A 24,747-nucleotide genomic window follows, 5' to 3' on the forward strand; every position below is an offset into this window, starting at 1 on the left:
GGAGTAGGTCATGAAAGCACTTTCCATCGCCGCCACCGGCATGAATGCCCAGCAGACAAATCTGGAAGTCATCGCCAACAACATCGCCAACATCAACACCACCGGCTACAAGCGGGCGCGCGCCGAATTCTCCGACCTGCTCTACCAGGTCGACCGCACGCAAGGCGTGCCCAACCGCTCCAACGCCTCGCTGGTGCCGGAAGGCGTTTCGATCGGTCTCGGCGTCAAGACGACGGCCGTGCGCAACGTGCACACCCAGGGCGAACTGACCAGCACCGGCAACAGTTTCGACATGGCGCTGACCGGCAGGGGCTGGTTCCAGATCGAGGGCGCCGACGGCGGCACGCTCTACACCCGTGCCGGCGCCTTCAACACCAACGCCACCGGCCAGCTGGTGACGGTGGATGGCGCCAATGTCATTCCGGCCATCACCGTGCCGACCGATGCGGTCGAGGTGATCGTCAACAAGACCGGTCAGGTGTTTGCCCGCATCGACGGCCAGACCAACCTGCAGACTCTCGGCCAGCTCCAGATCGTCAACTTCGCCAACGAGGCGGGCCTCGCGCCGCTCGGCGACAATCTGTTCCAGGAAACGACGGCCTCCGGCCCGGCCAATGCCGGCGTGCCCGGTGACCCCGGCTTCGCCACCATCCAGCAGGGCTATCTCGAGGCCTCAAACGTCGACCCGGTCAAGGAAATCACCGAGCTGATCTCGGCGCAGCGCGCCTATGAGATGAATTCCAAGGTGATCCAGGCCGCCGACGACATGGCTTCGGTCGTCTCCAAGAACATCAGGTAAGGGATGATGGCCATGCCGATCTCCTGCTCCGCATTCCGCCGCACCGCGCTGATCCTTGCGCTGGTGGCCGGCGGCGTGCCGGCTTTCGCCCAGGAATCGACAAAACAATCGACAAATCAATCGGCAACGCAGATCGCCAGCAATCAGCCTGCCGGCGAGGTCGTGCTGATCCCCAGCCGCGTCATCTACCCCGGCGAGACCATCGAACTCGCCGCCCTGAAACAGGTGACCCTCATCGCGGGCAAGCACAAGCCCGATGCGATGGCGACCCGCGCCGAAGAGCTTCAAGGCAAGGTCGCCAAGCGTACGCTGCTGCCCGGTCGCTACATCCCGGCCGCCGCCATCCGCGAGGCCTGGCTGGTCGAACAGGGTGCCGCCGTGCAGGTCTTCTTCATCGCTGGCGGACTGACGATATCGGCCACCGCGGTAACCTTGCAGCCAGGTTCGGCCGGCGACCTCATCAAGGTTCGCAACAGCGACAGCGGCAAGATCCTTTCCGGCACGGTGATGGCCGACGGAACCATCCAGGTCGGCGCTTCATGATGCGCCCGCTTGTCCTTCTGCTCGCTGCCACGCTCGGCCTGCAGCCGGCGCTGGCCGACGGCCTGACACCCAAGGCCAAACGCGAACTCGCCGCCAAGAACGGCGGCGTCTACGACGATCCGGAATATGATCCGGCGACCACCACCCGCATGTTCCGCGTTTCGCCCGGACCGAGCTCACTGCCGCCTGGGCAGGTCGCCTCGCGCATCAAGGACATCGCCCAGCTGCAGAGTTCGCGCGACAACCAGCTGGTCGGCTACGGCCTGGTCATCGGCCTCGCCGGCTCGGGTGACAGTCTGCGCAATTCGCCGTTCACCGAACAGTCGATCCGCGCCATGCTGGAAAATCTCGGCATCGCCACCGAAGGCGGCAGCGCGCGCGCCAAGAACGTCGCCGCCGTCATCGTCACCGCCAACATGGCCCCCTATGTACAATCGGGCGCCCGCATCGACATCGACGTCTCCTCTATGGGCGACGCCACCTCGCTTGCCGGCGGCACGCTGATCATGACGCCGCTGAAGGCGGCGGACGGCGAGATCTATGCTGTCGGTCAGGGCGCGGTCATCGTTTCCGGCTTCACCGCCAAGGGCCAGGCCGAACAATTGACGCAAGGCGTGCCGACCGCCGGCCGGGTGCCGAACGGCGCCATCATCGAGCGTTCGGTGAAGGCCGAATTCGACGACCAGTCGACGCTGACGCTGCAATTGCGCAATCCCGATTTCTCGACCGCCATCCGCATCGCCGACGCGATCAACGACTATACCAGCCAGCGCTTCGGCATGCGCGTCGCGGGTGAGCGCGATTCTCGCACCGTGCAGATCAGAAGGCCAAGGGGCGTTTCGGCCGCGCGCTTCTATGCCGAGATCGAAAACCTGGTGGTCGAATCCGATACGCCGGCTCGCGTCGTCATCGACGAGCGCACCGGCACCATCGTCATCGGCAACGACGTCAAGATCTCGCGCGTCGCCATCAGCCACGGCACGCTCACGGTGCGCATCACCGAAGCGCCGCGCGTCGTGCAGCCCGAACCCTTCTCCAAGGGCGAAACCGCTGTCGAGCCGTTCACCGCCATCGACGCCAGCCGGCCCGATGCCCGCGTCGCGGTGCTCGACGGACCCGACCTGCAAACCCTCGTTTCCGGCCTCAACCGCCTCGGCGTCAAGCCGGACGGCATCATTGCCATCCTGCAAGGCATCAAGTCGGCCGGCGCCCTGCAAGCCGATCTGGTCCTCCAATAGGCGATGCCGATGATCCCTTCCCTTCTGTCCCACGAAAGAAGCTCCTCCCGCGCAATCCTGTTCGCGGCCGCGGCGCTCGCGGCCATGGCCGTCGCCAGTGGCGGCGCATATGGCGAGGATGTGGTTCGGCAGGTTCTGCCCGGAGCGCAGCCCGCGGCGGCGCCGCAGCAATTGGCGCGGGAGAAGGCGCCCGACCAGAGCGAGATCGAGCGCTTCTGCTCCAACATCGCCGACGCCGCCCGTGACCGCCGCTATGCCTTGCAGGCCGAGGAATTGAAGCAGCTGCAGGCCGGCGTCGACGAGCGCATGAAAGCGCTGGACGCGAAGAAAGCCGAATACGAGACCTGGCTGAAGCGGCGTGAAGTGTTCCTGGCCCGGGCCGAGGACGGCGTCGTCAAGATCTATGCCGGCATGAAGCCCGATGCGGCTGCCGAACGCCTGGCGATCGTCAACGCCGATCTGGCCGCGGCCATCTTGATGAAGCTCGATTCACGCAAGGCCAGCGTCATTCTCAACGAAATGGACCAGAAGGCGGCGGCGACGCTCACCGGCATCATGGCCAGCGCAGCCCGAAGGGTAGATCCGTCATGATCCGCAGAACGCTCATCCTGTGCGCGGTGGCAGCCCTGTCCGGCTGCGGCACCAACCTCAGGGAAGTCGGCAAGGAACCGTCGCTGTCGCCGGTCGGCTCGGGCATTGACGGCGGCAACACGTCTGCCCTGTACAAATACCCCGAGCCACCTCGCGCGCCGGTGAAGAAGTTCTCTCTGTGGGATGATCGCCAAAGCCGCCTCTTCACCGATCCCCGGGCGCTCTCGCAGGGTGACATCCTGACCGTCAGGATCAAGATCAACGACCGTGCCAATTTCAAGAACCAGAACGACAGGAGCCGCACCGCCAACCGCAAGCTCGGCTTCGACCTCAGCGCGCAATGGGACAAGTGGAGCACCGCCGGCAAGGGCGCCGGCACGCTCAACTCCGCCACGGACACGACGGCCGATGGCGAGATCAAGCGATCGGAAACGCTTGAACTCAATGTCGCGGCGATCGTCACCGATGTCTTGCCGAACGGCAATCTGATGATCACGGGATCGCAGGAAGTGCGCGTCAACGCCGAGCTGAGGGTGCTGACCATCGCCGGCATCGTGCGGCCGGCCGATATCGGCGCCGAGAACACGATCCCCTACGAACGCATCGCCGAGGCGCGCATTTCCTATGGCGGGCGCGGCCGCATCACCGAGATCCAGCAGCCGGCCTACGGCCAGCAGGTTCTCGACCAGGTTCTTCCGTTCTAGGGATTGGAGAACAAAGCGCCGTGGCCAATGTCGAACAACTCCAGCCTCGCAAGGGTCCATCCCTTGTGGTTCAGGGCGCCATGCTGCTGGTGGTGACGGCCGCCGCCATCGGCATGGGCTGGATGTCCGGCGGTTATCTCAAGGGCGCCGGCGCACCGCCATCGGTGCCGGCTGCTCCTGAAAATGCGGGCAAGGTTGCCGAACCCGCTGCTGCGCAACAGCCTGGCACGGGGCCGACGCTTGTCGCGCTGGCGCCGATCACCACCAATATCGCCTCGCCCGCCGACACCTGGATCAGGATGGAAGTATCCGTGGTCTACGACGCGCCGCAGCCGCCGGCGATGACGGAGGACATTCATCAGGACCTTCTGGCCTTCGTGCGTACGCTGAAGATGCATCAGGTCGAGGGCGCCAGCGGTTACCAGCACCTGAAAGCCGATATCGAGGAACGCGCCTCGATCCGCAGCCAGGGGCACGCCAAACAGGTTCTCATCAGGACATTGCTGCTCGAATGAAGAAGTTCCTTCTCGCCGCGGCGCTGATCGGCGCCGCCACCTCCGTCGCGGCGGCGCAGCAGCTGGACCTGGGCGGCATCGGCAAGGCCGACGGTACCACCGTCGGCTACATCATCCAGATGTTCGGCCTGCTGACCGTGCTGTCGGTGGCGCCCGGGCTGTTGATCATGGTGACGAGCTTCACCCGTTTCGTCATCGCCTTCTCGATCCTGCGCGCCGGCATCGGCCTGCAGTCGACGCCGGCGAACCTCATCCTCATTTCGCTGTCGCTGTTCATGACCTTCTACGTCATGGCGCCGACCTTCGATCAGGCCTGGAACACCGGCGTCAAGCCGCTGATGGACAACCAGATCAACCAGACCGAGGCCTTCGAGAAGATCTCGGACCCGTTCCGCACCTTCATGCTGCACAATGTGCGCGACAAGGATTTCGACCTTTTCGCCGACCTCGCCCGCGAGCGCGGCCAGGTCGTCGCCAAGGAGACGGTCGACCTGCGCATCCTGGTACCGGCGTTCATGATCTCCGAGATCCGCCGCGGCTTCGAGATCGGCTTCCTGATCGTGCTGCCCTTCCTGGTCATCGACCTGATCGTCGCCACCATCACCATGGCGATGGGCATGATGATGCTGCCGCCCACCGTTGTCTCGCTGCCGTTCAAGATCCTGTTTTTTGTCCTGATCGACGGCTGGAACCTGCTTGTCGGCAGCCTGGTGCGCTCCTTCACCTGACCCTGCTCTCCGGCCCGAGGCCGCGTCTGCCCGACAGGGGCCGGGCAGTGTGCCCGACATCGTCGATTTTTTCTCGAATTATTTTCGATTAACCGTCCGATTTAGCCCTTTGGTAGGAACTCGCCGCCATAGTCGCTCGCAGATGGCGGGTGATCTCTCGACGATCATTGGCATGATGCCGCTCCGTCATACCGGAAAAGCCGGTATGTCAAAAAAACACCTGTAAAAACAAGGTACGAGTAGCCATGGCCAGTATCATGACCAACAGCGCCGCATTGACGGCCCTGCAGAGCCTTAACGCCACCCAGAACAACCTCTCCACCACCCAGGCCCGCATCTCGACGGGCTACCGCGTCTCCCAGGCTTCGGACAACGCCGCCTATTGGTCGATCGCCACCACGATGCGTTCCGACAACCAGGCCATGTCCACCGTCTCGGACTCGCTCGGCCTCGGCGCCTCGAAGGTCGACACCGCCTACACCGGCATGAACAGCGCGATCACCACCATCAACGCGATCCAGCAGAAGCTGACCGGCTCCTACGGTCAGACCGATGCCGCCAAGGAAAAGACCCAGGTCGAAATCGCCGCTCTTCAGCAGCAGCTGAAGGGTTACGCCGACTCCGCCACCTTCTCCGGCACCAACATGCTGTCGGTGGCCACCGCCACGGGCACGGCAGCCGACGTCAAGATCGTCTCGGCCTTCAACCGCAGCTCGACCGGCTCGGTCACGCTCTCGACGATCGACGTCAAGGTGGAAAGCATCAAGCTCTATGACTCCGGCGCCGCGCCGACCGCCAAGGGTATCCTCGACACGGCCCGCCTCGGCACCACTGGCGCTGCAACCACCACGGCACAGGCCCCGACCCTTGGTGGCCCCGTCGTTGCCGGCGATACCTATTCCGTCGCCAGCCTGGCCATCTTCTCGGGCACCACGGCCGCCAGCGACGCTCAGATCTCGCAGATGATGACCGTCGTCGACGCCGCGCTCAAGGACATGACGACCGCCGCCACCAAGCTCGGCGCCGCCAAGAGCTCCATCGACCTGCAGAAGACCTTCACGCAGAGCCTGATGGACTCGATCGACCGCGGCGTCGGCCAGCTCGTCGATGCCGACATGAACAAGGAATCGACCCGCCTCCAGGCCCTGCAGGTCCAGCAGCAGCTCGGCGTCCAGGCGCTGTCGATCGCCAACGGCTCGTCGCAGTCGATCCTGTCGCTCTTCCGCGGCTGATCGCTCTAGCAGCAGACCAAACCAGACAAACGGGCCGCGCCAAAAGCGCGGCCCGTTTTGCGTTTGCTCCAGCCCCGCGCAACCCTCGTTTCTTAACCCTCGAAAGCGAGCCTTTAACAGGCCGTTAACCATAACGCGCTAGTCATGGTTAACCATAGCTTACAACGGATTGGCGAATCGGCCCGGTCGGGGCGACGGCAATCGACGGGCGGGCCAGCGGCTCGCGAGGGCAATGCCGGCTTTGACAAAGCCCGGCCTGGGAAAAAGGAGCGAGTTTCTTGGCGAGCATCATGACAAACGCCGCGGCGTTGACCGCACTTCAAAGCCTTAACGCCACCAACAAATCGCTTCAGCAGACACAGTCGCGAATCTCGACGGGCTACAGGGTCTCCGAGGCTTCCGACAACGCAGCCTACTGGTCGATCGCCACGACGATGCGCTCCGACAACGCAGCCTTGTCGACGGTGCAGGACGCGCTCGGCCTCGGCGCCTCGAAAGTCGACACCGCCTATACCGGCATGAACAATGTTCTGACGTCGATCGGCCAGCTCAAGACCAAGCTGCTCTCCACCATCGGCCAGACGGCCGCGGCCAAGGCAAAGACGCAGACGGAAATCACCACGCTTCAGGCGCAGATGAAATCCTTTGCCGATGCCGCCACCTTCTCTGGTTCGAACTACCTTTCGGTGACGTCAACGCAGGTCGCTGCCCCCAATGACGGCGTCCAGGCCGACGCCAAGATCGTCGCGTCCTTCAACCGCTCCTCCTCCGGCGCCATCTCGCTCGGAACGATCGACATCAACGTCGAGAGCACGAAACTGTTCGACAACGGCCTCTCCACCGCCGTCAAGAACCAGGGCACGCTCGACCGCCAGACTTCCGTTTACGCGACAGCGGCCGCCCAGAACCTGTACGACACCGCCTATGCGGCTGCGATCGCCGGTGGACAAACGGACATCGCCGCCAACACCGCCGGCCAGGCGGCGGCGGGCGCGGTGGTCCCCAGGATCGACAATGTTTCCGCCTTCAATCTCGACATCACGGCGGCGGGCGTGACCGACGACATCATCACCCAGATGATCGGTAAGATCGACAAGGTCATGAGCCAGCTGACCGACCAGGCCACCATCCTGGGCGCCGCCAAGAGCTCCATCGACCTGCAGAAGACCTTCACGCAGAGCCTGATGGACTCCATCGACCGCGGCGTCGGCCAGCTCGTCGACGCCGACATGAACAAGGAATCGACCCGCCTGCAGGCACTGCAGGTGCAGCAGCAGCTCGGCATCCAGTCGCTGTCGATCGCCAACAGCTCCTCGCAGTCGATCCTGTCGCTGTTCAAGAACGGCTAATCCGGCTGTAGCCGACAGATACTCCTTCCTCCAACTATCGGGCCGCGCCGCAAGCGCGGCCCGATTTCATTTTCGCACAAGCTTCGAGGGCTAGTGTTCCGGCGGACAATCATGCTGGGAGTCGCTCTATCGTGCCGGAACAGATCCAGAGCATCATCTCGAATCTCCGCGGTTTTGGTGTGAAGCGCCTCGCCATGCTGGCGGGCATCGCCGTTCTGGTGATGGGCGTCATCGGCATCGCCTCGGTCTACCTCAACCGCCCGGCCTACGACACGCTCTATGTCGGGCTCGACCGCTCCGACGTGAACCAGATCGGCCTGGTGCTGGGCGAGGCCGGCATCGGCTTCGACGTCGGCGCCGACGGAACCTCGGTTCTGGTGCCGGCCGGCACCACGGCTCAGGCGCGCATGCTGCTTGCCGAAAAGGGTCTGCCGACCAGCGCCAATGCCGGCTATGAGCTGTTCGACAATGTCGGGGCGATGGGCCTGACCTCGTTCATGCAGCAGATCACCCGCGTGCGTGCGCTGGAAGGCGAGATTGCCCGCACCATCCAGTCCATATCGGGCATCAAGGCAGCTCGCGTCCACATCGTCATGTCCGAGCGCGCCAATTTCCGCCGCGACGAACAGCAGCCCTCGGCATCAGTGGTGATCCGCTATGCCGGCATCGACGCCGAGAAAAGCGCCCAGTCGATCCGCCATCTCGTCGCCGCCGCCGTGCCTGGCCTGTCGGCCGACAAGGTGACGGTGCTCGACTCCAACGGCAATCTGCTGGCCGCCGGCGATGATCCCTCCAACACCAGTGCGGCCCGCACGCTCGGCGTCGAGCAGACGGTCGAGGCGCAGATCGGCGACAACATCCGCCGCGCGCTGGCGCCGTATCTCGGCCCTGACAATTTCCGCGCCAGCGTCAAGGCCGAGGTCAACACCGACACCCGCCAGACGGAAGAAACCATTTTCGATCCGAACTCGCGCGTCGAACGCTCGGTGCAGTCGGTGCGCGCCAATGAGAACAGCAACCAGAAGCAGGCCTCGACCCCGGCCAGCGTCGAGCAGAACCTGCCGGAGACCCAGGCGACCAGCACCGAGGGTCCGCAAACGACCTCGGCGAACGACCGCAAGGAAGAGATCACCAATTACGAGATCAATTCCAAGAAGATCGCCACCGTCTCCAACGGCTACACCGTCACCAAGATGTCGATCGCCGTCGTCGTCAACCAGGATCGGCTGAAGGCGATCCTGGGCAAGGACGCGACCCCGGAGCAGATCGCCAAGCGCGTCGCCGACATCCAGAAGATGGTGACGTCGGCCACCGGCCTCGACGACAAGCGCGGCGACGTCATCGACGTCTCGGCGGTAGAATTCATCGACGGGCTCGACGGCGAAGCGATCCCGCGGGCTGGAATGCTGGATTCCATCGGCCAGCACGCCGGCACGCTGATCAATGCCGGCGCCTTCATTGTCGTGGTGTTCCTGGTGGCCTTCTTCGGCCTGCGGCCGATGGCGGCGGCGCTGACGGCAAAAGCGACGCCCGCTTTGTCGGGCCCGAACTTCGATGAAGTCCAGCGTTCGCTGCCGACACCCGAGGCGGTCGCTTCCACCGATGCGGGTGCCGCCATCGGCGCCTTGCCCGGCTCGCGCCCGGGCACCAATCCGCTCGATGATCTTCGCCAGAAGATCAGGCCGGCGCCACAGGAGCGGCTTGCCCGCATGGTCGACCTCAACGAGGAGCGCACAGCGCAGATCCTGCGCAAATGGGCGGCCCAGGAAGTCGCGGCGTAAACCATGGCCTCCGCAGCCCTTTTCGACCTTCTCCCTGATTTTGGTACGCGCGCGCCGCGCGTCAGCCAGCCCCAGGCCGCATCCGAGCACAGGCCGGAAACATCCGCACCGCAGGCCGATATCGGCACGCTGATCGCCGAGGCGGTTGCCCAGGCGGAGGCAGCGCTGACGGAACGGCTCGTCGCTGCCCACGACGCGGCGCTGGAAGCGGAGCGCCAGGCGCATGCCGAGGAAGCGAGGGTTTTCCTCGAAAGCTTCGGCGGCGACATCGGCAAGGCGGTCTCGCTGTGCATCGACGCCATGGAGGCGCGCGTAACGGACCTTGTCACCGCCACGGTCGCCCGCATCATCGGCGGCATTGTCAGCGACGATCTGCAGAAGCGCTCGCTCGAAGCGCTCGCCGGCGCGGTTCACGAAGCCGTCGGCGAAGGCGAAGCGGTGCGCATCGCCGTCCGCGGGCCACTGTCGCTGTTCGAAACGCTGAAAGCATCGCTTGGACCACGCATTGCAAATCTCGACTTCATCGAGGCACCAGGTTTCGACCTGACCGTGACCATTGACGAGGCCGTGTTCGAGACACGCATCGCCGAATGGTCGGCCACCCTTTCCGAGGTCTTGTCATGAGCGTCGCCGAGGCCGATCACGGCAGGCACGAGATCATCATCGTGCGGCGGGGTCATGACGACCACGACGAGGGCCATCACGGTGGCGTCTGGAAGATCGCCTTTGCCGATTTCATGACGGCCATGATGTGCTTCTTCCTGGTCATGTGGCTGATCAACGCCGCCAACGAACAGACCAAGGCGGCCGTCGCCAGCTACTTCAACCCGGTCAAGCTCGTCGACCGTGAGTCGAGCCGCAAGGGCCTCGAGGACCTCGGCAATGGGCCGCGCGCGGTCGGGATGACGGCCGACGACCCGCAGGAAGCGACAAAAAAGTCTGGACAGGACGGCATCGGTGCGGCTGGCTCATCCAACCGCAAGCAGGACAAGCAGGAGCCGAACAAGGCCGAACAGTCGGACGAGCATCTGTTCGCCGACCCCTACGCCGTGCTCTCCGAAATCGCCACCGACACCGGCGTCATGCAGAATGTCAGCCAGAAGGGCGATGGCGGCGCGCAAAGCGCCGGGCCGGCGACGGGGGCCTCGGGCGGCGCGTCCTACAGGGATCCGTTCGAGCCGGACTTCTGGTCGCAGCAGGTGGCTACACCCGCCGCCGAGGCGAGTGCCCAGCGCCCCAAGATCGAGGGCGATCCGCTCAAACCAGGTGACAAGGCCGCCGAAACGCAGGTCGCCAAGGTCAAGGCCGTGCCGCCGGCGCCGCCCGTCAAGGACGCCCCGCTCGAGCCCCTGGCCGAGGATGGCAAGGACGCCGCGACGATGGCCAACGCGGGCGAAACCAAGGCCAGCGGTGCCAAGGCCAGCGGTGCCAAGGCCAGCGGTGCCAAGGCCGGTGACGCCAAGACGGGCGAGAGCAAGGCCGTGGCTGCCGCCAAGGCGGATACCGCGGCCGCCGTGCAAAAGACGACCGCGCCTGAGACCGGGGAGAAGCAGCCGACCGCCGCCGCCGTGAAGGCCGCGGCCGACGTCAAGCGGCAGCTGGCCGATGCCTTCAAGCCCGGCGACAAGCTGCACGACGGCGTCTCGGTCGAAGCCACCGACAAGGGCGTCGTCATCTCGATCACCGACCAGCTCGATTTCGGCATGTTCGAAGTCGGATCGGCGGTGCCGAGCCGCGAACTGGTGCTGGCGATGGAAAAGATCGGCCGCATCGTCAACAGCCAGAAGGGCACGATCAGCATCAACGGCCATACCGATGCGCGCCCCTTCCGCAGTGCCAGCTACGACAATTGGCGGCTGTCGACGGCGCGCGCGCATTCCGCCTACTACATGCTCGTGCGCGGCGGCGTCGACGAGCGCCGCATCACCGAGGTCGCCGGCTTCGCCGACCGCCAGCCGAAGGATCCGGCCGATCCGCTGTCGGCGGCTAACCGCCGCATCGAGATCCTGATGGCGACCGGCGGATGAAGCGGGCGGCCGTCACCAGCCGGCTGATGGGCCTGTTGCTGCTGGCAGCCGGATATCCGTCGGCCGGCTTCGCCCAGGACACGCTGCAGCCCTACCAGCTGGTGCGCTCGCTGCAACTGGTGCAGGACCGCATCGCCGCCGGCGATCACGCCGCAATGCCGATGCAGGCCAAGCTGCTCGAGATGATCGATACCCGGCTGCGCGAAGCGGATGCGGAGGACTTCAAGGACCCGAAGAATTTTCGCGCGCTGCTGGTCTACGGCATGAGCGGCGGCAATCCGGTGACCGTCGAGGCGGCGGTTTCGCGTGCCAAGTCCGTGGATGCCCAAGACCTCTCAATCGCCAAGGGCGTCATAAACTATCTGGTTGGCCGGCCCGCCGGCGCGATCGAAGTCCTGAGGCCAATCGATCCTATGACGCTGCCCAGCGACCTAGGCGCTTTTCTTGCCTTGGTCAAAGGATCGCTGATGGCGACGGACGACCCGGTGATGGCGCTCACGCTGCTCGATGAGGCCAAGCTGCTCAGCCCCGGCACACTGGTCGAGGAAGCGGCCCTGCGGCGTTCGGTCGGCATCGCCGTGACCAGAGGCGATGCGGCACGGTTCGCTCGTGCCTCCACCCAATACGTCGAGCGCTATCTCTATTCGCCCTATGCCAGCCAGTTCGCCGATTCCTTCGTCTCCGGCGTCATCACCCTGCACATGTCGATCAGCCAGGACAAGCTCGCCGACATCACCTCGATGATGGATCCCGAGCGCGAGAAGGTGATCTATCTGCGCATCGCCCGCCGCGCCGCGATCGACGGCCTCAGCGAATTGTCGGCCTTTGCCTCCGCGCGCGCCGAGCAGGGCCGCGACGGCAACACCAATCAGGGCGATCCGCGCGCCGAGCTTTACTCGAGCCTGTCCACGGTGACTTCCGGCACGATCGAGGATGTGCGCACCAAGCTCGGCAAGATCGACCGCAGCAAACTGTCTGATGGTGACCGTGCCCTGCTCGACGCCGCTCAGGCGATCGCCGGTGAGGTGGTGGCGCCGCCTGCTTCCCTTCCGGCCGCGACGCCGGCGTCTGCACCCCTTGCGCCGCAGCCCAAATCCGAGGTCGCCGCCACGCAGGCCGCCGACGCGGCCGGATTGCCGCCCGTCGAGGGTGCCGTCTCCGAACTGCCCGCCGCCTCGCCATCCCAGCCATCCCAGCCATCCGACGGGGCGGCCGCCGCAACGAGCGCGCCGCCGCCTTCAGCCGATTCGGCAACGGTCCTGCCGGCATCGGCGCCGGCAGCGTCTGCCGGTCCCGACACGACAGATCCGACCGACGCCGCCATGATGAAAACCCGTCGACAGCTCGACCTGATCGACCAGATGCTTGGAACCGCCCCGAAATGACCCCCAGCCTCGGCCCGGCCCTGCCAGGACTTACCGCCGCACGCACGGCGGAGCAGCCGGCCGCCCCCGGCAAGAAGGATGATGCCGGTTTCGGCAAGATGGTGCATGGCCGCGCAGGCCAGTCGGAAAGGCAGCCGACGAGCGAAGCAGGCGGGCGCGATCCGCGCTGGAGCAAGCTTGCCGCCGGCCTGGCGGCAAAGGCAGGCGAGGACGAGCCGATGCCGGCCCGTAGGGTGAGGACCACGCCTACCGGATCGACGGCAGCGAAATCCGTGAAGGACGGCAAGGGCGTTGAGGCGGACAAGGACGCCGATACCGAAATGGCGGCGACCGATGCCGGCGCAACACCGCTCGACGATCATCTGCCTTTGCTGATGGCGTTTCATGACCTGCGCCATTTCTCGACATCGGCCAAGTCAGCCGACGCAAGCGAGGCCGGACAGGAACCGGCGCTCGACGGGCAGCTCCTGTCGAAAGCCTATCGGGCGACATCCGCCGGGCACGACGACCTCGAACCGATGCAGAAGCCCGAGCGGGTCGCACTCGTCGACGGGCCGTTGAAGAAGCTCGACGGCCAATCCGGCCGCGACGCGAGCGCCGGCACTGGCGCGCCACGGCGTGACAATGCAATCGCCGCCGGCCCGCTGCCCGAGATGACAACCGCCGATGTGCCGGGCGTCGAACAGAAGCAGGCGGCGCCGCAGCTGAAGTCCATCGCCGACGTCCAGTCCTCGTTGCGGTCGGAGCCAGGAAAACAGCCCTCGGCCCAGGCGCGCGTCGACGTGGTTTCCGAGCGCAGCTTCCCCGCCCCGCCGCAGGCGCCGATGAGCCAGGCAGCACTCAACGTAATCAACGCCGTAACGGCCGATGTTGGCCCGCAGCAGGCGTTTTCGACAGCCGCCGCGACCACCCAGATGGCTGGCTCTGTTGCCGCTCCGACACATGTGTTGAAGATCGAACTTCACCCGGCCGAACTGGGCATGGTCACCGCCCATCTTCGCCTCTCGGGAGAACAACTCTCGATTGAATTGAAGCCCGAAACACACGACGCCTACCGCCGGCTTTCCAGCGACAGCGAGGCAATCGTCAAGTCGCTGCGCGGGCTGGGCTTCGAGGTTGATAAGGTCACCATCATGCAACCTTCGATAGCGATTCCAGCTACAACCCGGACGGATGCGGCCGCCTCGCTCACCGCCGCGCCTGGCCGCGACCAGTCCGCCTTTCAGCCCGGAAACTCCAGCGGCGGCAACGGTGGAGCCAGCGGCCAGCAACCGGGCCAGCAGTCCGCAAGGGGTAATCATGATGACGCGCAAGCCCACGGCCGCGCCGCTTCGCCATCTCGCGAGCACGCTGGCGGCGATATGTTTATCTAGCCTCGCAACCAGCGTCCTCGCTGCCACCAATCCCTGCGAGCCCGAGATCCTGCGCGCCGCCGACCGCTATGGCGTGCCCGCCGGCATCCTCTATGCCGTCGGCTTGACCGAGACGGGCAAGAAAGGCAGCCTTCAGCCTAACGCATTGAATATAGAAGGAAAAGCGATCTTCCCCAGAAGCCGGGCCGAAGCGCTTGCCACCTTCGCCAATGCCCGGCGCGAAGGCAAGACGCTGATCGATCTCGGCTGCATGCAGATCAACCACCACTATCATTCCTCGCACTTCCGCAGCGTCGAGGACATGCTCGACCCGCGCCAGAACGTCGACTATGCGGCGCGTTTCCTGGCCAGTCTCCATGCCCGCCACGAGACCTGGTCGATGGCCGTCGCCCGCTACCATGCCGGCCCCGACAACGACCCGGCGCAGAAGGTCTATGTCTGCAGGGTGATCGCCAATATGGTTGCCACCGATTTTGGCAAATGGACAACCAACGCCCGCGCCTTCTGCAACCCGTAAGCGTATCTTCTGCTCCTAATACGCCCGTAGCACTGCTCAAGGCTTGCCGTTTTGACTTACCCGGAATTTTCCCCGTAAGCATATCTGGCTGCACGCTAATGCAACCGGCACGATTCCAGACTCCCAAGAAACTAGTTACAAGAAATGACGGTTGTTCAGGATTCCCGCCAACGGTTAGGCCTTTCCCCACAGGGCAAATGTGTTGATTCGGAGGCGGGGCCGATGATCGTGATCGTTGACGAGCGAGAGCTCGTAACTGAGGGATACAATTCACTTTTTGATCGCGAGGGCGTCGCCTGCGCGGGCTTCGCGCCCGGCGAATTCGGCGAGTGGGTCAACTCGGCCGCCGACACCGACCTGCGATCGGTACGGGCCTTCCTGATCGGCGACTGCCGCGACGGCGCCATCTCTCCGCGCCAGATCCGCGACCGCACCGGCGCTCCGGTCATTGCGCTGAGCGAGCAGCATTCCCTGGAAAACACGCTGCGGTTGTTCGAGAGCGGCGTCGACGATGTCATCCGCAAGCCCGTCCACATCAGAGAGATCCTGGCCCGCATCACCGCCATCCGCCGGCGCGCCAATGAACATGTCGCCTACACCGAGATCGGCGCCATGCGCATCTTCATGGACGGCCGCGACCCCGAGATCGACGGCCAGCCGTTGCCCCTGCCGCGCCGCGAACGCCGCATCCTCGAATATCTGGCGAGCAACCGCGGCCGGCGCGTCACCAAGACCCAGGTCTTCAACGCCATCTACGGCATCTTCGACGAAGAGGTCGAGGAGAACGTGGTGGAGAGCCACATCAGCAAATTGCGCAAGAAGCTGCGCGAGAAGCTGGGCACCGACCCGATCGATTCCAAACGCTTCCTCGGCTACCGGCTCGTCTTCTGATGCCGCGCCGCGCCAGCCTCGCGCAAGACAGGACGCGTAGCCTCGCCGCCAGTGGCATGGATATTGCGGAGACATCTCGATGAGCCTCTACGGAATGATGCGGACCGGCGTTTCCGGCATGAACGCCCAGGCGAACCGCCTGTCGACAACCGCCGACAACATCGCGAATTCCGACACCACCGGCTACAAGCGGTCCTCGGCCGAATTCTCGACCCTGATCATGCCGTCGACGGGCGGCGCCTATAATTCCGGCGGCGTCACCACGACGATCCGGCAGGCGGTGAGCGATCCGGGCGTGCTGCAGTACACGACCTCTGTCTCCGACCTTGCCGTCAGCGGCGATGGTTTCTTCGTCGTCCAAGATCCGAGCGGCACGCCTTTCCTGACCCGCGCCGGCGCCTTCGTTCCCGACGCACAGGGCAGGCTGGTCAACGCGGCCGGCTTCCAGCTGATGGCCTACAGCTACGCCAATGGCACGCCGGCGGCGACGGTGAACGGCTTCGAGGGCCTGGAGCCGGTCGTCATCTCCGATCAGGGCCTAACCGCGACGCCGAGCACCCTGGGTACTTACAGCGGCAATCTGCCGGCAGGTGCGACGCCGGTCGTCGCCGCCAACCTGCCCGGCGCCAACGCCGCCACCGCGCAGTACACCTCTAAATCGTCGATGGTCGCCTATGACAACCTCGGCAACAAGAAGCTGCTCGACGTCTATTTCACCAATACGGGTACCGGCACCTGGCAGGTCGCGGTTTTCGATCAGTCGCAGGCGACGCCAGGAACATCGTTCCCCTATACTGGCGGCGCGCTCGGCACGGCCAACCTGACCTTCGACACCACGACCGGCAAGCTCACCGGCACGCCCACCAGCGCTTCATTCACCGTGCCAGGCGGCGCCGGCCTCAATCTCGATCTCTCGAAGCTGACGCAGCTCGGCACCGGCTTCACGGTTTCCGACGCCCAGGTCAACGGCAACGCGCCCAGCACCATCGACAAGGTCCAGATCAGCAAGGACGGCACCATCTACGCCCAGTACAAGGACGGTTCCACCAAGCCGCTCTATAAAATTCCACTGGCCGACGTGCAAAGCCCGGACCAACTCAAGGCCCTGCCCGGCAACGTCTACGCGCAAGGCACCGACTCCGGCGCGATCCGTGTCGGCTTTGCCAATGAGGGCAAGGCCGGTTCGATCATCTCCGGCGCGCTCGAGAATTCCAACGTCGACATCGCCGAGGAATTGACCGACATGATCGCGGCGCAGCGCAGCTACACCGCCAATTCGAAAGTCTTCCAGACCGGTTCCGACCTGATGGACGTCCTTGTCAACCTGAAGAGATAAACCGGGCACGGCCCGTGAAAGACCAGCATGTCGTTATCTTCCGCATTGAGCATCGCCCAATCGGCGCTTATGAGTACCGCGCGTCAGACCAGCGTTGTCACGCGCAACGTCTCGGACGCCTCCAATCCGGACTATGCGCGCCGCATCGCCGTCGTCACCAGCACGGCGCCCGGCGCGCGTTCGGTTGATATCCAGCGCGTCGCCAACGACCTGCTCTTCCGGCAGAATCTCGGTGCCTTGTCGGCCTATAGCGGCCAGAACGCGCTCTACAGCGGCATGGATCAGCTGGACGTTTCGGTCAATGGCGTCGACAATGCTTCCTCGCCCTCGACCGCAATCGCCAATCTGCAGCAGGCACTGCAGCTCTACGCCACCTCGCCGTCCAACCAGAATCTCGGCTCCAGCGTCATCGACGCGGCCAAGCAGGTCGTGCGCTCCCTGAACGAAGGCTCCAAGGCCATTCAGGATTTCCGCACCCAGACCGACGGCCAGATCGACACGGCGGTCAAGGACCTCAACTCGCTGCTCGGCCAGTTCCAGGACGCCAACCAGGCGGTCATTTCCGGAACCCGTTCCGGCACCGACGTTTCCGATGCGCTCGACCAGCGCGACGCGCTGCTGAAGAAGATCGCGGACTATGTTCCGATATCGACCTTCACGCGCGGCGACAACGACATGGTCATCACCACGGGTGACGGCACCACGCTGTTCGAGACGATACCGCGCACGGTAAGCTTCACGCCGGCGGCCGGCTATGCCGCCGGCGCCCCCGGCAACACCATCTACATCGACAATGTGCCGGTCTCGGCGGGAAGCGGCGGCAACACCACCGCCAGCGGCAAGCTCGCCGGCCTGCTGCAGTTGCGCGACGGCGTCGCTTCGACCATGCAGGGCCAGCTAGACGAGACCGCGCGCGGCCTGATCACGGCCTTTGCCGAAACCGCGCCCGCGATGCCCAACGCCGCCGGCCTGTTCACCTGGTCCGGCGCGCCGGCGGTGCCGGCTGCGGGCACGCTGGTCAACGGCCTGGCCGGCACGATCAGCATCAATGCGGCGATGGATCCGAGCGCCGGCGGCAATCCGACATTGCTGCGCGACGGCGGCGCCAACGGTGCGGCCTATGTCGCCAACACCGGCGGCGGCCCTTCCTATTCCGGCCTCCTGATTGCCTATGGCGACCGGCTCGACAAGCCGATGACGTTCGACCCCGCCGCCGGCATTTCGGCAACATCAAGCGTTTCCGACTACGCTGCCAATTCGATTGGCTGGCTGCAGGGCATGCGCCAGCAAGCTTCGACCGCAGCCGATGCGAAGGAAGCGCTGGCACAGCGCAGCTCCGAGGCGCTATCCAATGCGACCGGCGTCAATGTCGACCAGGAAATGTCGCTGATGCTCGACCTCGAACATACCTATCAGGCATCGGCCCGGATGATGAAGACCGTCGACGACATGATGACGGCCCTGTTGAACGCGGTGGGATAATCCATGACTTCAGTCTCTTCGGCCGCCCTCACCAACGCCATGCGCTATCAACAGATGCGCATGCAGGCCGACCTCGTCAAAGCCACGAAGGAATCCTCGACTGGCAGGGTCGCCGATATCGGCCTGGCACTGGGCGGACGCACCGCCCAGTCCGTCACCTTCTCGCGCGACCTCGACCGGCTGAACGTGATCGTCGATTCCAACGGGCTGGTCACCGCAAGGCTTGCGTCGACGCAGACGTCGCTCGGCCAGCTCTCCGGCGTGGCGCAGACCTTCCTGTCCGCCCTGACCACCGCGTCGTCCGGCGACAACTCCAACAGCCTGACCCAGTCGACCGGCCAGACGACCCTCCAGCAGCTGACCTCGATCCTCAACACCAGCGTCAACGGCGAATATTTGTTTGCCGGCACCAACACCGACGTCAAGCCGATCAACGATTTCACGGCCGCCGGCTCGCCGGCCAAGGCCGCCTTCGACGCCTCCTTCGTCGCCAAATTCGGCTTCACGCCCAACGATCCGGCCGCGGCCAACATCACCGCCGCCCAGATGGACGATTTCATCACCAACGACGTTGCGCCGCAGTTCCTCGGCGCCGGCTGGCAGACCAACATGTCGAACGCCACCGACCAGCAGATCGTCAGCCGCATCGCGCTCAACGAAACCACCGAAACCTCGACCAGCGCCAACAGCGACGGCATCAGGAAGCTCGCCATGGCCGCAGCAATGGTCTCCAGCCTGATGTCCAGCAACATCAGCCGGGCGGCGAAGGACAGTGTCGTCACCCGCTCGCAGACACTGGTCGGCGAGGCGCTGAGCGGCATCGCCCAGGTCCAGTCGGAGACCGGCATCGTGCAGAAGCGCGTCTCCGATGCCAGCGACCGGATGAAGACGCAGATCGATCTGTTCGAACGCCATATCCTCGATCTCGAAGCCGTCGACCCGGCCACGGCCGCCACCAGAGTCGCGGATCTGACACAGCATATCGAGACGTCCTTCGCCCTGACAGCGCGTCTGCAGCAGCTCAGCCTGTTGAATTACCTGACCTGACAACTTCCAGCGGAACGGTAGAGCCGACGATGTACCAATTCTCCTACGCCGATGTCCAAAGCACCTCCGTCTCGGACGCCAAGGACCGTGAGCGCGAACTCCTGACCCGCTCGATCGACATGCTGTCGGCGGCCGCCACGGCCGGCCAGGATTCGATGGAGGCGATCGAGGCGCTGAATTTCACCAACCGCGTCTGGACAATCTTCGTCGAGGACCTTGGCTCCAGCGATAACGCGCTTCCCAAGGAATTGCGTGCCAACCTGATTTCCATCGGCCTTTGGCTGCTGCGCGAGGCGGAGGACATCCGCCAGGGCCGCACCAACAATTTCGAAGGGCTGATCGAAGTGTCCCAGATCATCCGCGACGGCATTCAATGACCAACACACTGAAGATATCGCTGAAGCCCAACGAGAAGATCTACATCAACGGGGCGGTCATCCGCGTCGACCGCAAGGTCACCATTGAACTGATGAACGACGTGCAATTCCTGCTCGAAGGCCATGTGATCCAGGCGGACCAGGCATCGACGCCGCTCAGGCAGCTTTATTTCATCGTGCAGGTCATGCTGATCAACCCGGCCGGCGCCGATGACGCCCGCGAAATGTTCCGCCGCTCGCTGCCGTTGCTCATCGCAAGTTTCGAGGACTCCGAGATCTGCGGCGCACTGAAGCAGATCGACCGTATGGTCGGCGAGGATCATATTTACGAGGCATTGAAGGCGATCCGTTCGCTCTATCCTCTCGAACGCCGCGCGCTTGGCGGCAATGACGATGTTCCGGGCGCACCGCGCCCGCTGGCCGTGGGAGCAAGCTACTGATGACCGTGGACATGACGACGACGATACCGGTTGGCGCCAATTCGACCACCAAGTCGACCTCGAAGACGGCGGTCGACTACCAGTCCTTCCTGAAGCTTCTGATCGCCGAGATGAAGAACCAGGATCCGACCAAGCCGATGGATTCGACGCAGTACGTCGCCCAGCTCGCCACCTTCTCGCAGGTCGAGCAATCCGTGCAGTCCAACACCAAGCTCGACCAGATCATGCAGTCCTCCGCACTATCGCAGGCCGATGCGATCATCGGCCGCTCGATCACCTCGGCCGACGGCAAGACCAGCGGAACAGTGGCTTCGGTGACGCTCGCCAGCAGCGGACTGATCGCGGTGCTGCAAGATGGCACCAAGGTCCCCGTCGGCCCAGGCGTGTCGATCAAGCCGGCAAGCTAGGCCAGCCGCCCGCATGAACGAGGCCGACGCCCTCGACATCGTCCAGTACGCGGTGTGGACGGTGCTGACCGCGTCCGCTCCAGTGGTGCTGGTCGCCATGGCGGTCGGCATCGGCATCGCCCTCATCCAGGCGCTGACGCAGATCCAGGAAATCACCCTGACCTTCGTGCCGAAGATCGTCGCCATCATGCTGGTGGTGGCGCTCACCGGCCCGTTCATTGGCGGTCAGATATCGGCCTTCACCAACGTCATCTTCCAGCGCATCCAGAACGGGTTCTGAAGAAAGTCGCGGAAACAGCTTCCGCTTCAGAACGTGATGGCTCGAAAGGCGGCTCCAGCTATCGGCCGATTTCACCGCGCGCATGCAAGGCGTGCCGCGCGAAGGCGAGCCCGGCCCCTCGCAGCAAAGCTGGCCCTCCTCTATCCTCTTGTTGGACCATGATCTTGCGCGCATGAGGTTCGCGCTTTGCGGCGCGATGCCATAGTTTCGGCAAACGATGCGGAGAAACCGCAAGGATCAGCACGTTCTTGCAGGAACCCATCCATGATTGACGAGAAACCGGATAGCGAAGGCGTTTCGGCGCTGGCGCCGTTCCGGCATGGCATTTTCCGCGCCGTCTGGTCGGCAAGTCTCGTTTCAAATTTCGGTGGCCTCATCCAGGGTGTCGGCGCCGCCTGGATGATGACCACGATCGCCACCTCGCCCTACCAGGTCGCCCTGGTCCAGGCCTCGACGACCTTGCCGATCATGCTGTTCGCGCTTGTCGCCGGCGCCGTCGCCGACAGCTTTGACCGGCGCAAGGTGATGCTGGTGGCGCAGACCTTCATGCTGGTCGTTTCGGTGCTTCTGACCCTGTTCACCTGGTATGGCCTGATCACACCCTGGACGCTGCTTGCCTTCACCTTCCTGATCGACAGCGGCACGGCGCTCAACAGCCCGTCCTGGCAGGCGTCCGTCGGCGACATGGTCCCCCGCAACAAGGTGCCCGCGGCCGTCGCGCTGAACTCCATGGGCTTCAACCTGACACGCAGTGTCGGTCCTGCGATCGGCGGCATCATCGTCGCCGCCGCCGGCGCCGCGGCCGCCTTTGCGGCGAACGCGGTGAGCTATATCGGCCTCATCATCGTGATGGCGCGCTGGAAGCCGGATGTGCCGGTGTCGACCTTGCCGCGCGAGTCGCTGGGCGCGGCCATGGGTGCCGGCCTGCGCTATGTCGCCATGTCGCCCAATATCGGCAAGGTGCTGGTCAGGGGCGCGGCCTTCGGCTTCTCCGCCGGCGCCGTCCTGGCGCTCTTGCCGCTGGTGGCACGCGACGTCGTCAAGGGCGATGCCTTGACCTACGGCATCATGCTGGGCTCCTTCGGCATCGGCGCCGTCGGCGGCGCGCTGATCAGCGTGCGGCTGCGGCAGTTGCTTTCCAGCGAGACGATGGTGCGCTGTGCCTTCGCCGGCTTCGCGGTCTGCGCCTTCAATGCCGCGCTCAGCCATCACGCCTGGCAGACCTCGCTCGGCCTGCTGGTCGGCGGCGCCTGCTGGGTGATCGCGCTCTCGCACTTCAACGTCACCGTGCAGATGGCGACGCCGCGCTGGGTGGTTGGCCGGGTGCTGTCGGTCTACCAGACCGCGACCTTCGGCGGCATCGCGCTGGGCAGCTGGATCTGGGGCGTCGTCGCCGATGCGCATGGCGCCGAGACGGCGCTGATCGCCGCCGCCATCGCCATGCTGGCCGGCGGCGCCATCGGCCTCGTGCTGCCGCTGCCGCAGCAGCAGGTGCTGAACCTCGACCCGCTCAACCGCTTCAAGGAGCCGCATCTGGCGCTCGACCTGAAGCCGCGCAGCGGTCCCATCGCCATCATGATCGAATACATCATCCGGCACGAGGACGAGGCGGAATTCCTTGCCACCATGGCCGAACGCGGCCGCATCCGCCGCCGCGACGGCGCCCGCAACTGGACACTGGCGCGCGATCTCGAAAACCCCTCGATATGGATCGAGCACTACCACACGCCGACCTGGCTCGAATATGTGCGCCACAACGGCCGTATCACCCATGCCGACGCCATGGTCGGCGAGCGCCTGCGGGCGCTGCACAGCGGTGACGAGCCGCCGCGCGTGCGTCGCGTCATCGAGCGTCCGACCACCGCCGGCACAGCATTGGTGATGGCCAAGGGGCCGATCGAGCACTGATCCCGTCGAGCTGGTATCAGTTCATCAGCCGGCCGACTGGATCATGTAGAGCTTGCGCGTGGTCTCCCGGATGCGCCATTCGCCCTTCCATCCCTGCGGCAGCACGAGCAGGTCGCCTGGTCCCAGTTCGCGCGCCTCGCCGTCGGCGCGGCTCACCTCGACCCGCCCCGAAATGATATGGCATATCTCCGACGAACCCGTGCGGTCGGCGGTGAAGCGGCCGGGCGTGCATTCCCAGATGCCGATGTCGACGCTCCCGTCCGGCGATTGGAAAAGCGAGCGCACGGCCTCGACCTGGTCCCCCTCGATGGAGGTGGGCTTGGGTGAGAACGCGCCGATGTCGGCCTTGGCGAGATCGTGGAAGGTCGAAAGGTCGATCAAACTGGTCTCCATCAGTCAGTGGCCGGTAATGCCGTCGGCGAGCGCGGCCAGTTTCGACGTATGCGCAAGCCCAGCGGCCTCGCGACCGTCGGCGATGCGATAAAGCTGGTACATCGAATGCACGCCGAGCCAGCGGAACGGCTCCGGCTCCCATGGCCTGACCTTGCGGTTGACCCAGGGCAGCTTCGTAAGCTCGGTGTCCTGGCCGAGGATCAGGTCGGCCAGCGTGCGCCCCGAAAGATTGGAGCTCGACACGCCAAGCCCGACATAGCCGCCGGCCCAGCCGATGCGGGTCGCGGGATCGAGCCCGACGGTCGTGCACCAGTCGCGCGGCACGCCGAGCACGCCGCACCAGGCATGCTCGATGCGGCAGTTCGTCGTCTGCGGCAGCAGCGTCGTCAGGATCTGATGCAGCTGGTCGATCGTGGCCTGCTGCGTCTGCCCGTTGACGTCGGTGCGCGAGCCGTAGCGATAGGGCACGCCGCGCCCGCCCATGGTGATGCGTCCCTCGCGCGTGCGCTGGGCATAGCAATAGGCGTGGGCGGCGTTGCCGAGAAGCTCGTGACCCTCCCAGCCGATCTGGCGCCAAAGCTCCTCGGACAGCGGCTCGGTGACGATCTGCGCGCTGTTGAGCGCCAGCCAGGTCCGTTCCTCGCCGGGAATGCCTGATGTAAACCCCTCCGTCGCGCGGATGATGGTTTCCGCCCGCACCGTGCCGCGGTCGGTGGTCACGCTGCCCTTGGCGATGGCCGTCACCGTCGTCTGTTCGTAGATCGGCACGCCCAGGCGCTCGACGGCGGCGGCAAGCCCGCGCACCAGCTTGGCCGGCTGCACCCGCGCCTGGCCGTGGACGACGAAGCCGCCCATGACATTGCGGATGTTGATGCGCGTCCGCGTTGCCGCTTGATCCAGCATTTCGACGCGGCTCGGGTCGACATCCCAGGCGCGGATCGTTTCGCACTCCTCGCGCGCGCGTTCGAGCTGCGCCGGGTTGGTGGCCACCGTCAGATTGTCGACCCGGCGGATATCGGCATCGATCCCTTCCGCGCTCGCCACCCGGATCACCTCGTCGACGCAGCCCGCCATGGCCGCCTGCATGGCGCTGACACCTTGCCGGTTCGAGGTCTTGAGATATTTTTCGCGCGACCAGGAGAAGCCGCCCGACAGCCAGCCGCCATTGCGGCCCGAAGCGCCGAAACCGGCAAATTCGCGCTCGATCAGCGCGATGCGCAGCGAGGGCCTCGCCTTCTTCAGATAATAGGCGGTCCACAGGCCGGTATAGCCGGCGCCGACGATCGCGACATCGGCCTCGATATCGCCAGGCAAAGGTGGCCGGGGCGCGGGAACTCCTCCCAGATCCGCATACCAGAACGATATGTCGCCGTTGCGCTTGGCTTGCATGGGATGACTTTCGAA

26 protein-coding genes are annotated in these 24,747 nt (G+C 64.9%); 24 read left to right on the forward strand and 2 right to left on the reverse strand.

Features of this window, described 5'->3' with window-relative positions; genetic code table 11:
* Nucleotides 1–10 precede the first annotated feature (10 nt).
* From flgG to FJ546_RS22930, 24 genes are all read left to right on the forward strand, one after another.
* A complete protein-coding gene (gene flgG / locus FJ546_RS22815) occupies nt 11–799 on the forward strand; it encodes a flagellar basal-body rod protein FlgG (RefSeq protein ID WP_140891394.1) in 789 nt (262 codons plus the stop codon).
* Between the two features lie 6 nt (nt 800–805).
* On the forward strand, nt 806–1,342 hold the full coding sequence (gene flgA, locus FJ546_RS22820; protein ID WP_181168051.1) for a flagellar basal body P-ring formation chaperone FlgA: 537 nt from the start codon (nt 806–808) through the stop codon (nt 1,340–1,342).
* Between the two features lie 149 nt (nt 1,343–1,491).
* Nucleotides 1,492–2,580 carry a flagellar basal body P-ring protein FlgI gene (locus tag FJ546_RS22825; RefSeq protein WP_246686930.1) on the forward strand — a complete coding sequence of 363 codons (1,089 nt, stop codon included), beginning with the start codon at nt 1,492–1,494 and terminating at the stop codon, nt 2,578–2,580.
* A gap of 3 nt (nt 2,581–2,583) precedes the next feature.
* Complete coding sequence (locus FJ546_RS22830) at nt 2,584–3,171, forward strand: MotE family protein (protein ID WP_181168052.1); 588 nt, start codon at nt 2,584–2,586, stop codon at nt 3,169–3,171.
* The gene (gene flgH / locus FJ546_RS22835; RefSeq protein ID WP_140891398.1) at nt 3,168–3,875 is read left to right on the forward strand and encodes a flagellar basal body L-ring protein FlgH; all 708 of its coding nucleotides are present in this window, start codon (nt 3,168–3,170) and stop codon (nt 3,873–3,875) included. The genes FJ546_RS22830 and flgH overlap by 4 nt, the downstream gene beginning before the upstream one ends.
* Nucleotides 3,876–3,895: 20 nt before the next feature.
* Complete coding sequence (locus FJ546_RS22840) at nt 3,896–4,390, forward strand: flagellar basal body-associated FliL family protein (protein ID WP_140891399.1); 495 nt, start codon at nt 3,896–3,898, stop codon at nt 4,388–4,390.
* Nucleotides 4,387–5,118, forward strand: a complete 732-nt coding sequence (fliP, locus tag FJ546_RS22845; protein WP_140891400.1) for a flagellar type III secretion system pore protein FliP — start codon at nt 4,387–4,389, stop codon at nt 5,116–5,118. Before FJ546_RS22840 ends, fliP begins: the two co-directional genes overlap by 4 nt.
* A 245-nt stretch (nt 5,119–5,363) precedes the next feature.
* Nucleotides 5,364–6,350: a flagellin gene (locus FJ546_RS22850; protein WP_140891401.1), complete on the forward strand. Its 987-nt coding sequence runs from the start codon at nt 5,364–5,366 to the stop codon at nt 6,348–6,350.
* Nucleotides 6,351–6,628: 278 nt separating this feature from the next.
* Nucleotides 6,629–7,699, forward strand: a complete 1,071-nt coding sequence (locus FJ546_RS22855; RefSeq protein WP_140891402.1) for a flagellin — start codon at nt 6,629–6,631, stop codon at nt 7,697–7,699.
* Between the two features lie 131 nt (nt 7,700–7,830).
* Entirely contained in the window at nt 7,831–9,480 is a 1,650-nt protein-coding gene (gene fliF / locus FJ546_RS22860; protein ID WP_140891403.1) for a flagellar basal-body MS-ring/collar protein FliF, read from the forward strand.
* Between the two features lie 3 nt (nt 9,481–9,483).
* A complete protein-coding gene (locus FJ546_RS22865; protein ID WP_140891404.1) occupies nt 9,484–10,104 on the forward strand; it encodes a hypothetical protein in 621 nt (206 codons plus the stop codon).
* Nucleotides 10,101–11,507, forward strand: coding sequence for a MotB family protein (locus tag FJ546_RS22870; RefSeq protein WP_140891405.1), 1,407 nt, complete (start codon nt 10,101–10,103; stop codon nt 11,505–11,507). The genes FJ546_RS22865 and FJ546_RS22870 overlap by 4 nt, the downstream gene beginning before the upstream one ends.
* Nucleotides 11,504–12,892: a chemotaxis protein MotC gene (locus FJ546_RS22875; protein ID WP_140891406.1), complete on the forward strand. Its 1,389-nt coding sequence runs from the start codon at nt 11,504–11,506 to the stop codon at nt 12,890–12,892. Before FJ546_RS22870 ends, FJ546_RS22875 begins: the two co-directional genes overlap by 4 nt.
* Nucleotides 12,889–14,265 carry a flagellar hook-length control protein FliK gene (locus tag FJ546_RS22880; protein ID WP_140891407.1) on the forward strand — a complete coding sequence of 459 codons (1,377 nt, stop codon included), beginning with the start codon at nt 12,889–12,891 and terminating at the stop codon, nt 14,263–14,265. Before FJ546_RS22875 ends, FJ546_RS22880 begins: the two co-directional genes overlap by 4 nt.
* Nucleotides 14,195–14,782, forward strand: coding sequence for a lytic transglycosylase domain-containing protein (locus tag FJ546_RS22885; protein WP_181168053.1), 588 nt, complete (start codon nt 14,195–14,197; stop codon nt 14,780–14,782). Before FJ546_RS22880 ends, FJ546_RS22885 begins: the two co-directional genes overlap by 71 nt.
* Before the next feature lie 222 nt (nt 14,783–15,004).
* The gene (locus FJ546_RS22890; RefSeq protein WP_140891408.1) at nt 15,005–15,673 is read left to right on the forward strand and encodes a response regulator transcription factor; all 669 of its coding nucleotides are present in this window, start codon (nt 15,005–15,007) and stop codon (nt 15,671–15,673) included.
* Nucleotides 15,674–15,752: 79 nt separating this feature from the next.
* Nucleotides 15,753–17,009 (forward strand): flagellar hook protein FlgE, encoded by a 1,257-nt coding sequence (locus FJ546_RS22895; protein WP_140891409.1) that lies wholly within the window; start codon nt 15,753–15,755, stop codon nt 17,007–17,009.
* 27 nt (nt 17,010–17,036) lie between these two features.
* A complete protein-coding gene (gene flgK, locus FJ546_RS22900; RefSeq protein ID WP_140891410.1) occupies nt 17,037–18,491 on the forward strand; it encodes a flagellar hook-associated protein FlgK in 1,455 nt (484 codons plus the stop codon).
* 3 nt (nt 18,492–18,494) lie between these two features.
* Nucleotides 18,495–19,538, forward strand: coding sequence for a flagellar hook-associated family protein (locus FJ546_RS22905; RefSeq protein WP_140891411.1), 1,044 nt, complete (start codon nt 18,495–18,497; stop codon nt 19,536–19,538).
* Nucleotides 19,539–19,567: 29 nt separating this feature from the next.
* On the forward strand, nt 19,568–19,915 hold the full coding sequence (gene flaF, locus FJ546_RS22910; protein WP_019860973.1) for a flagellar biosynthesis regulator FlaF: 348 nt from the start codon (nt 19,568–19,570) through the stop codon (nt 19,913–19,915).
* Nucleotides 19,912–20,355, forward strand: a complete 444-nt coding sequence (gene flbT, locus FJ546_RS22915; protein WP_140891412.1) for a flagellar biosynthesis repressor FlbT — start codon at nt 19,912–19,914, stop codon at nt 20,353–20,355. The genes flaF and flbT overlap by 4 nt, the downstream gene beginning before the upstream one ends.
* Nucleotides 20,355–20,762, forward strand: coding sequence for a flagellar hook assembly protein FlgD (gene flgD, locus FJ546_RS22920; protein WP_140891413.1), 408 nt, complete (start codon nt 20,355–20,357; stop codon nt 20,760–20,762). The genes flbT and flgD overlap by 1 nt, the downstream gene beginning before the upstream one ends.
* 13 nt (nt 20,763–20,775) lie before the next feature.
* On the forward strand, nt 20,776–21,042 hold the full coding sequence (fliQ, locus tag FJ546_RS22925; RefSeq protein WP_010911298.1) for a flagellar biosynthesis protein FliQ: 267 nt from the start codon (nt 20,776–20,778) through the stop codon (nt 21,040–21,042).
* Nucleotides 21,043–21,306: 264 nt separating this feature from the next.
* Nucleotides 21,307–22,950: an MFS transporter gene (locus FJ546_RS22930; RefSeq protein WP_140891414.1), complete on the forward strand. Its 1,644-nt coding sequence runs from the start codon at nt 21,307–21,309 to the stop codon at nt 22,948–22,950.
* Between the two features lie 24 nt (nt 22,951–22,974).
* Here FJ546_RS22930 and FJ546_RS22935 read toward each other — a convergent pair whose 3' ends face one another.
* A complete protein-coding gene (locus tag FJ546_RS22935; protein WP_140891415.1) occupies nt 22,975–23,343 on the reverse strand; it encodes a cupin domain-containing protein in 369 nt (122 codons plus the stop codon).
* Nucleotides 23,344–23,346: 3 nt separating this feature from the next.
* A complete protein-coding gene (locus tag FJ546_RS22940) occupies nt 23,347–24,732 on the reverse strand; it encodes an FAD-binding oxidoreductase (protein ID WP_140891416.1) in 1,386 nt (461 codons plus the stop codon).
* Between the last annotated feature and the right edge of the window lie 15 nt (nt 24,733–24,747).

The sequence above is a fragment of the Mesorhizobium sp. B2-4-19 genome, from assembly GCF_006441315.1.
In the GTDB taxonomy this organism is placed as follows: Bacteria; Pseudomonadota; Alphaproteobacteria; order Rhizobiales; family Rhizobiaceae; genus Mesorhizobium.

Coding starts and splice junctions, on each gene's coding strand:
- fliQ (WP_010911298.1), top strand. CDS start 20,776: ATGAACGAGGCCGACGCCCTCGACATCGTCCAGTACGCGGTGTGGACG.
- FJ546_RS22885 (WP_181168053.1), top strand. CDS start 14,195: ATGACGCGCAAGCCCACGGCCGCGCCGCTTCGCCATCTCGCGAGCACG.
- flaF (WP_019860973.1), top strand. CDS start 19,568: ATGTACCAATTCTCCTACGCCGATGTCCAAAGCACCTCCGTCTCGGAC.
- FJ546_RS22890 (WP_140891408.1), top strand. CDS start 15,005: ATGATCGTGATCGTTGACGAGCGAGAGCTCGTAACTGAGGGATACAAT.
- FJ546_RS22880 (WP_140891407.1), top strand. CDS start 12,889: ATGACCCCCAGCCTCGGCCCGGCCCTGCCAGGACTTACCGCCGCACGC.
- flgH (WP_140891398.1), top strand. CDS start 3,168: ATGATCCGCAGAACGCTCATCCTGTGCGCGGTGGCAGCCCTGTCCGGC.
- FJ546_RS22940 (WP_140891416.1), bottom strand. CDS start 24,732: ATGCAAGCCAAGCGCAACGGCGACATATCGTTCTGGTATGCGGATCTG.
- fliP (WP_140891400.1), top strand. CDS start 4,387: ATGAAGAAGTTCCTTCTCGCCGCGGCGCTGATCGGCGCCGCCACCTCC.
- FJ546_RS22935 (WP_140891415.1), bottom strand. CDS start 23,343: ATGGAGACCAGTTTGATCGACCTTTCGACCTTCCACGATCTCGCCAAG.
- flgK (WP_140891410.1), top strand. CDS start 17,037: ATGTCGTTATCTTCCGCATTGAGCATCGCCCAATCGGCGCTTATGAGT.
- flbT (WP_140891412.1), top strand. CDS start 19,912: ATGACCAACACACTGAAGATATCGCTGAAGCCCAACGAGAAGATCTAC.
- FJ546_RS22865 (WP_140891404.1), top strand. CDS start 9,484: ATGGCCTCCGCAGCCCTTTTCGACCTTCTCCCTGATTTTGGTACGCGC.
- FJ546_RS22870 (WP_140891405.1), top strand. CDS start 10,101: ATGAGCGTCGCCGAGGCCGATCACGGCAGGCACGAGATCATCATCGTG.
- FJ546_RS22930 (WP_140891414.1), top strand. CDS start 21,307: ATGATTGACGAGAAACCGGATAGCGAAGGCGTTTCGGCGCTGGCGCCG.
- flgA (WP_181168051.1), top strand. CDS start 806: ATGGCCATGCCGATCTCCTGCTCCGCATTCCGCCGCACCGCGCTGATC.
- FJ546_RS22850 (WP_140891401.1), top strand. CDS start 5,364: ATGGCCAGTATCATGACCAACAGCGCCGCATTGACGGCCCTGCAGAGC.
- flgG (WP_140891394.1), top strand. CDS start 11: ATGAAAGCACTTTCCATCGCCGCCACCGGCATGAATGCCCAGCAGACA.
- FJ546_RS22905 (WP_140891411.1), top strand. CDS start 18,495: ATGACTTCAGTCTCTTCGGCCGCCCTCACCAACGCCATGCGCTATCAA.
- FJ546_RS22875 (WP_140891406.1), top strand. CDS start 11,504: ATGAAGCGGGCGGCCGTCACCAGCCGGCTGATGGGCCTGTTGCTGCTG.
- FJ546_RS22830 (WP_181168052.1), top strand. CDS start 2,584: ATGCCGATGATCCCTTCCCTTCTGTCCCACGAAAGAAGCTCCTCCCGC.
- flgD (WP_140891413.1), top strand. CDS start 20,355: ATGACCGTGGACATGACGACGACGATACCGGTTGGCGCCAATTCGACC.
- FJ546_RS22825 (WP_246686930.1), top strand. CDS start 1,492: ATGTTCCGCGTTTCGCCCGGACCGAGCTCACTGCCGCCTGGGCAGGTC.
- FJ546_RS22895 (WP_140891409.1), top strand. CDS start 15,753: ATGAGCCTCTACGGAATGATGCGGACCGGCGTTTCCGGCATGAACGCC.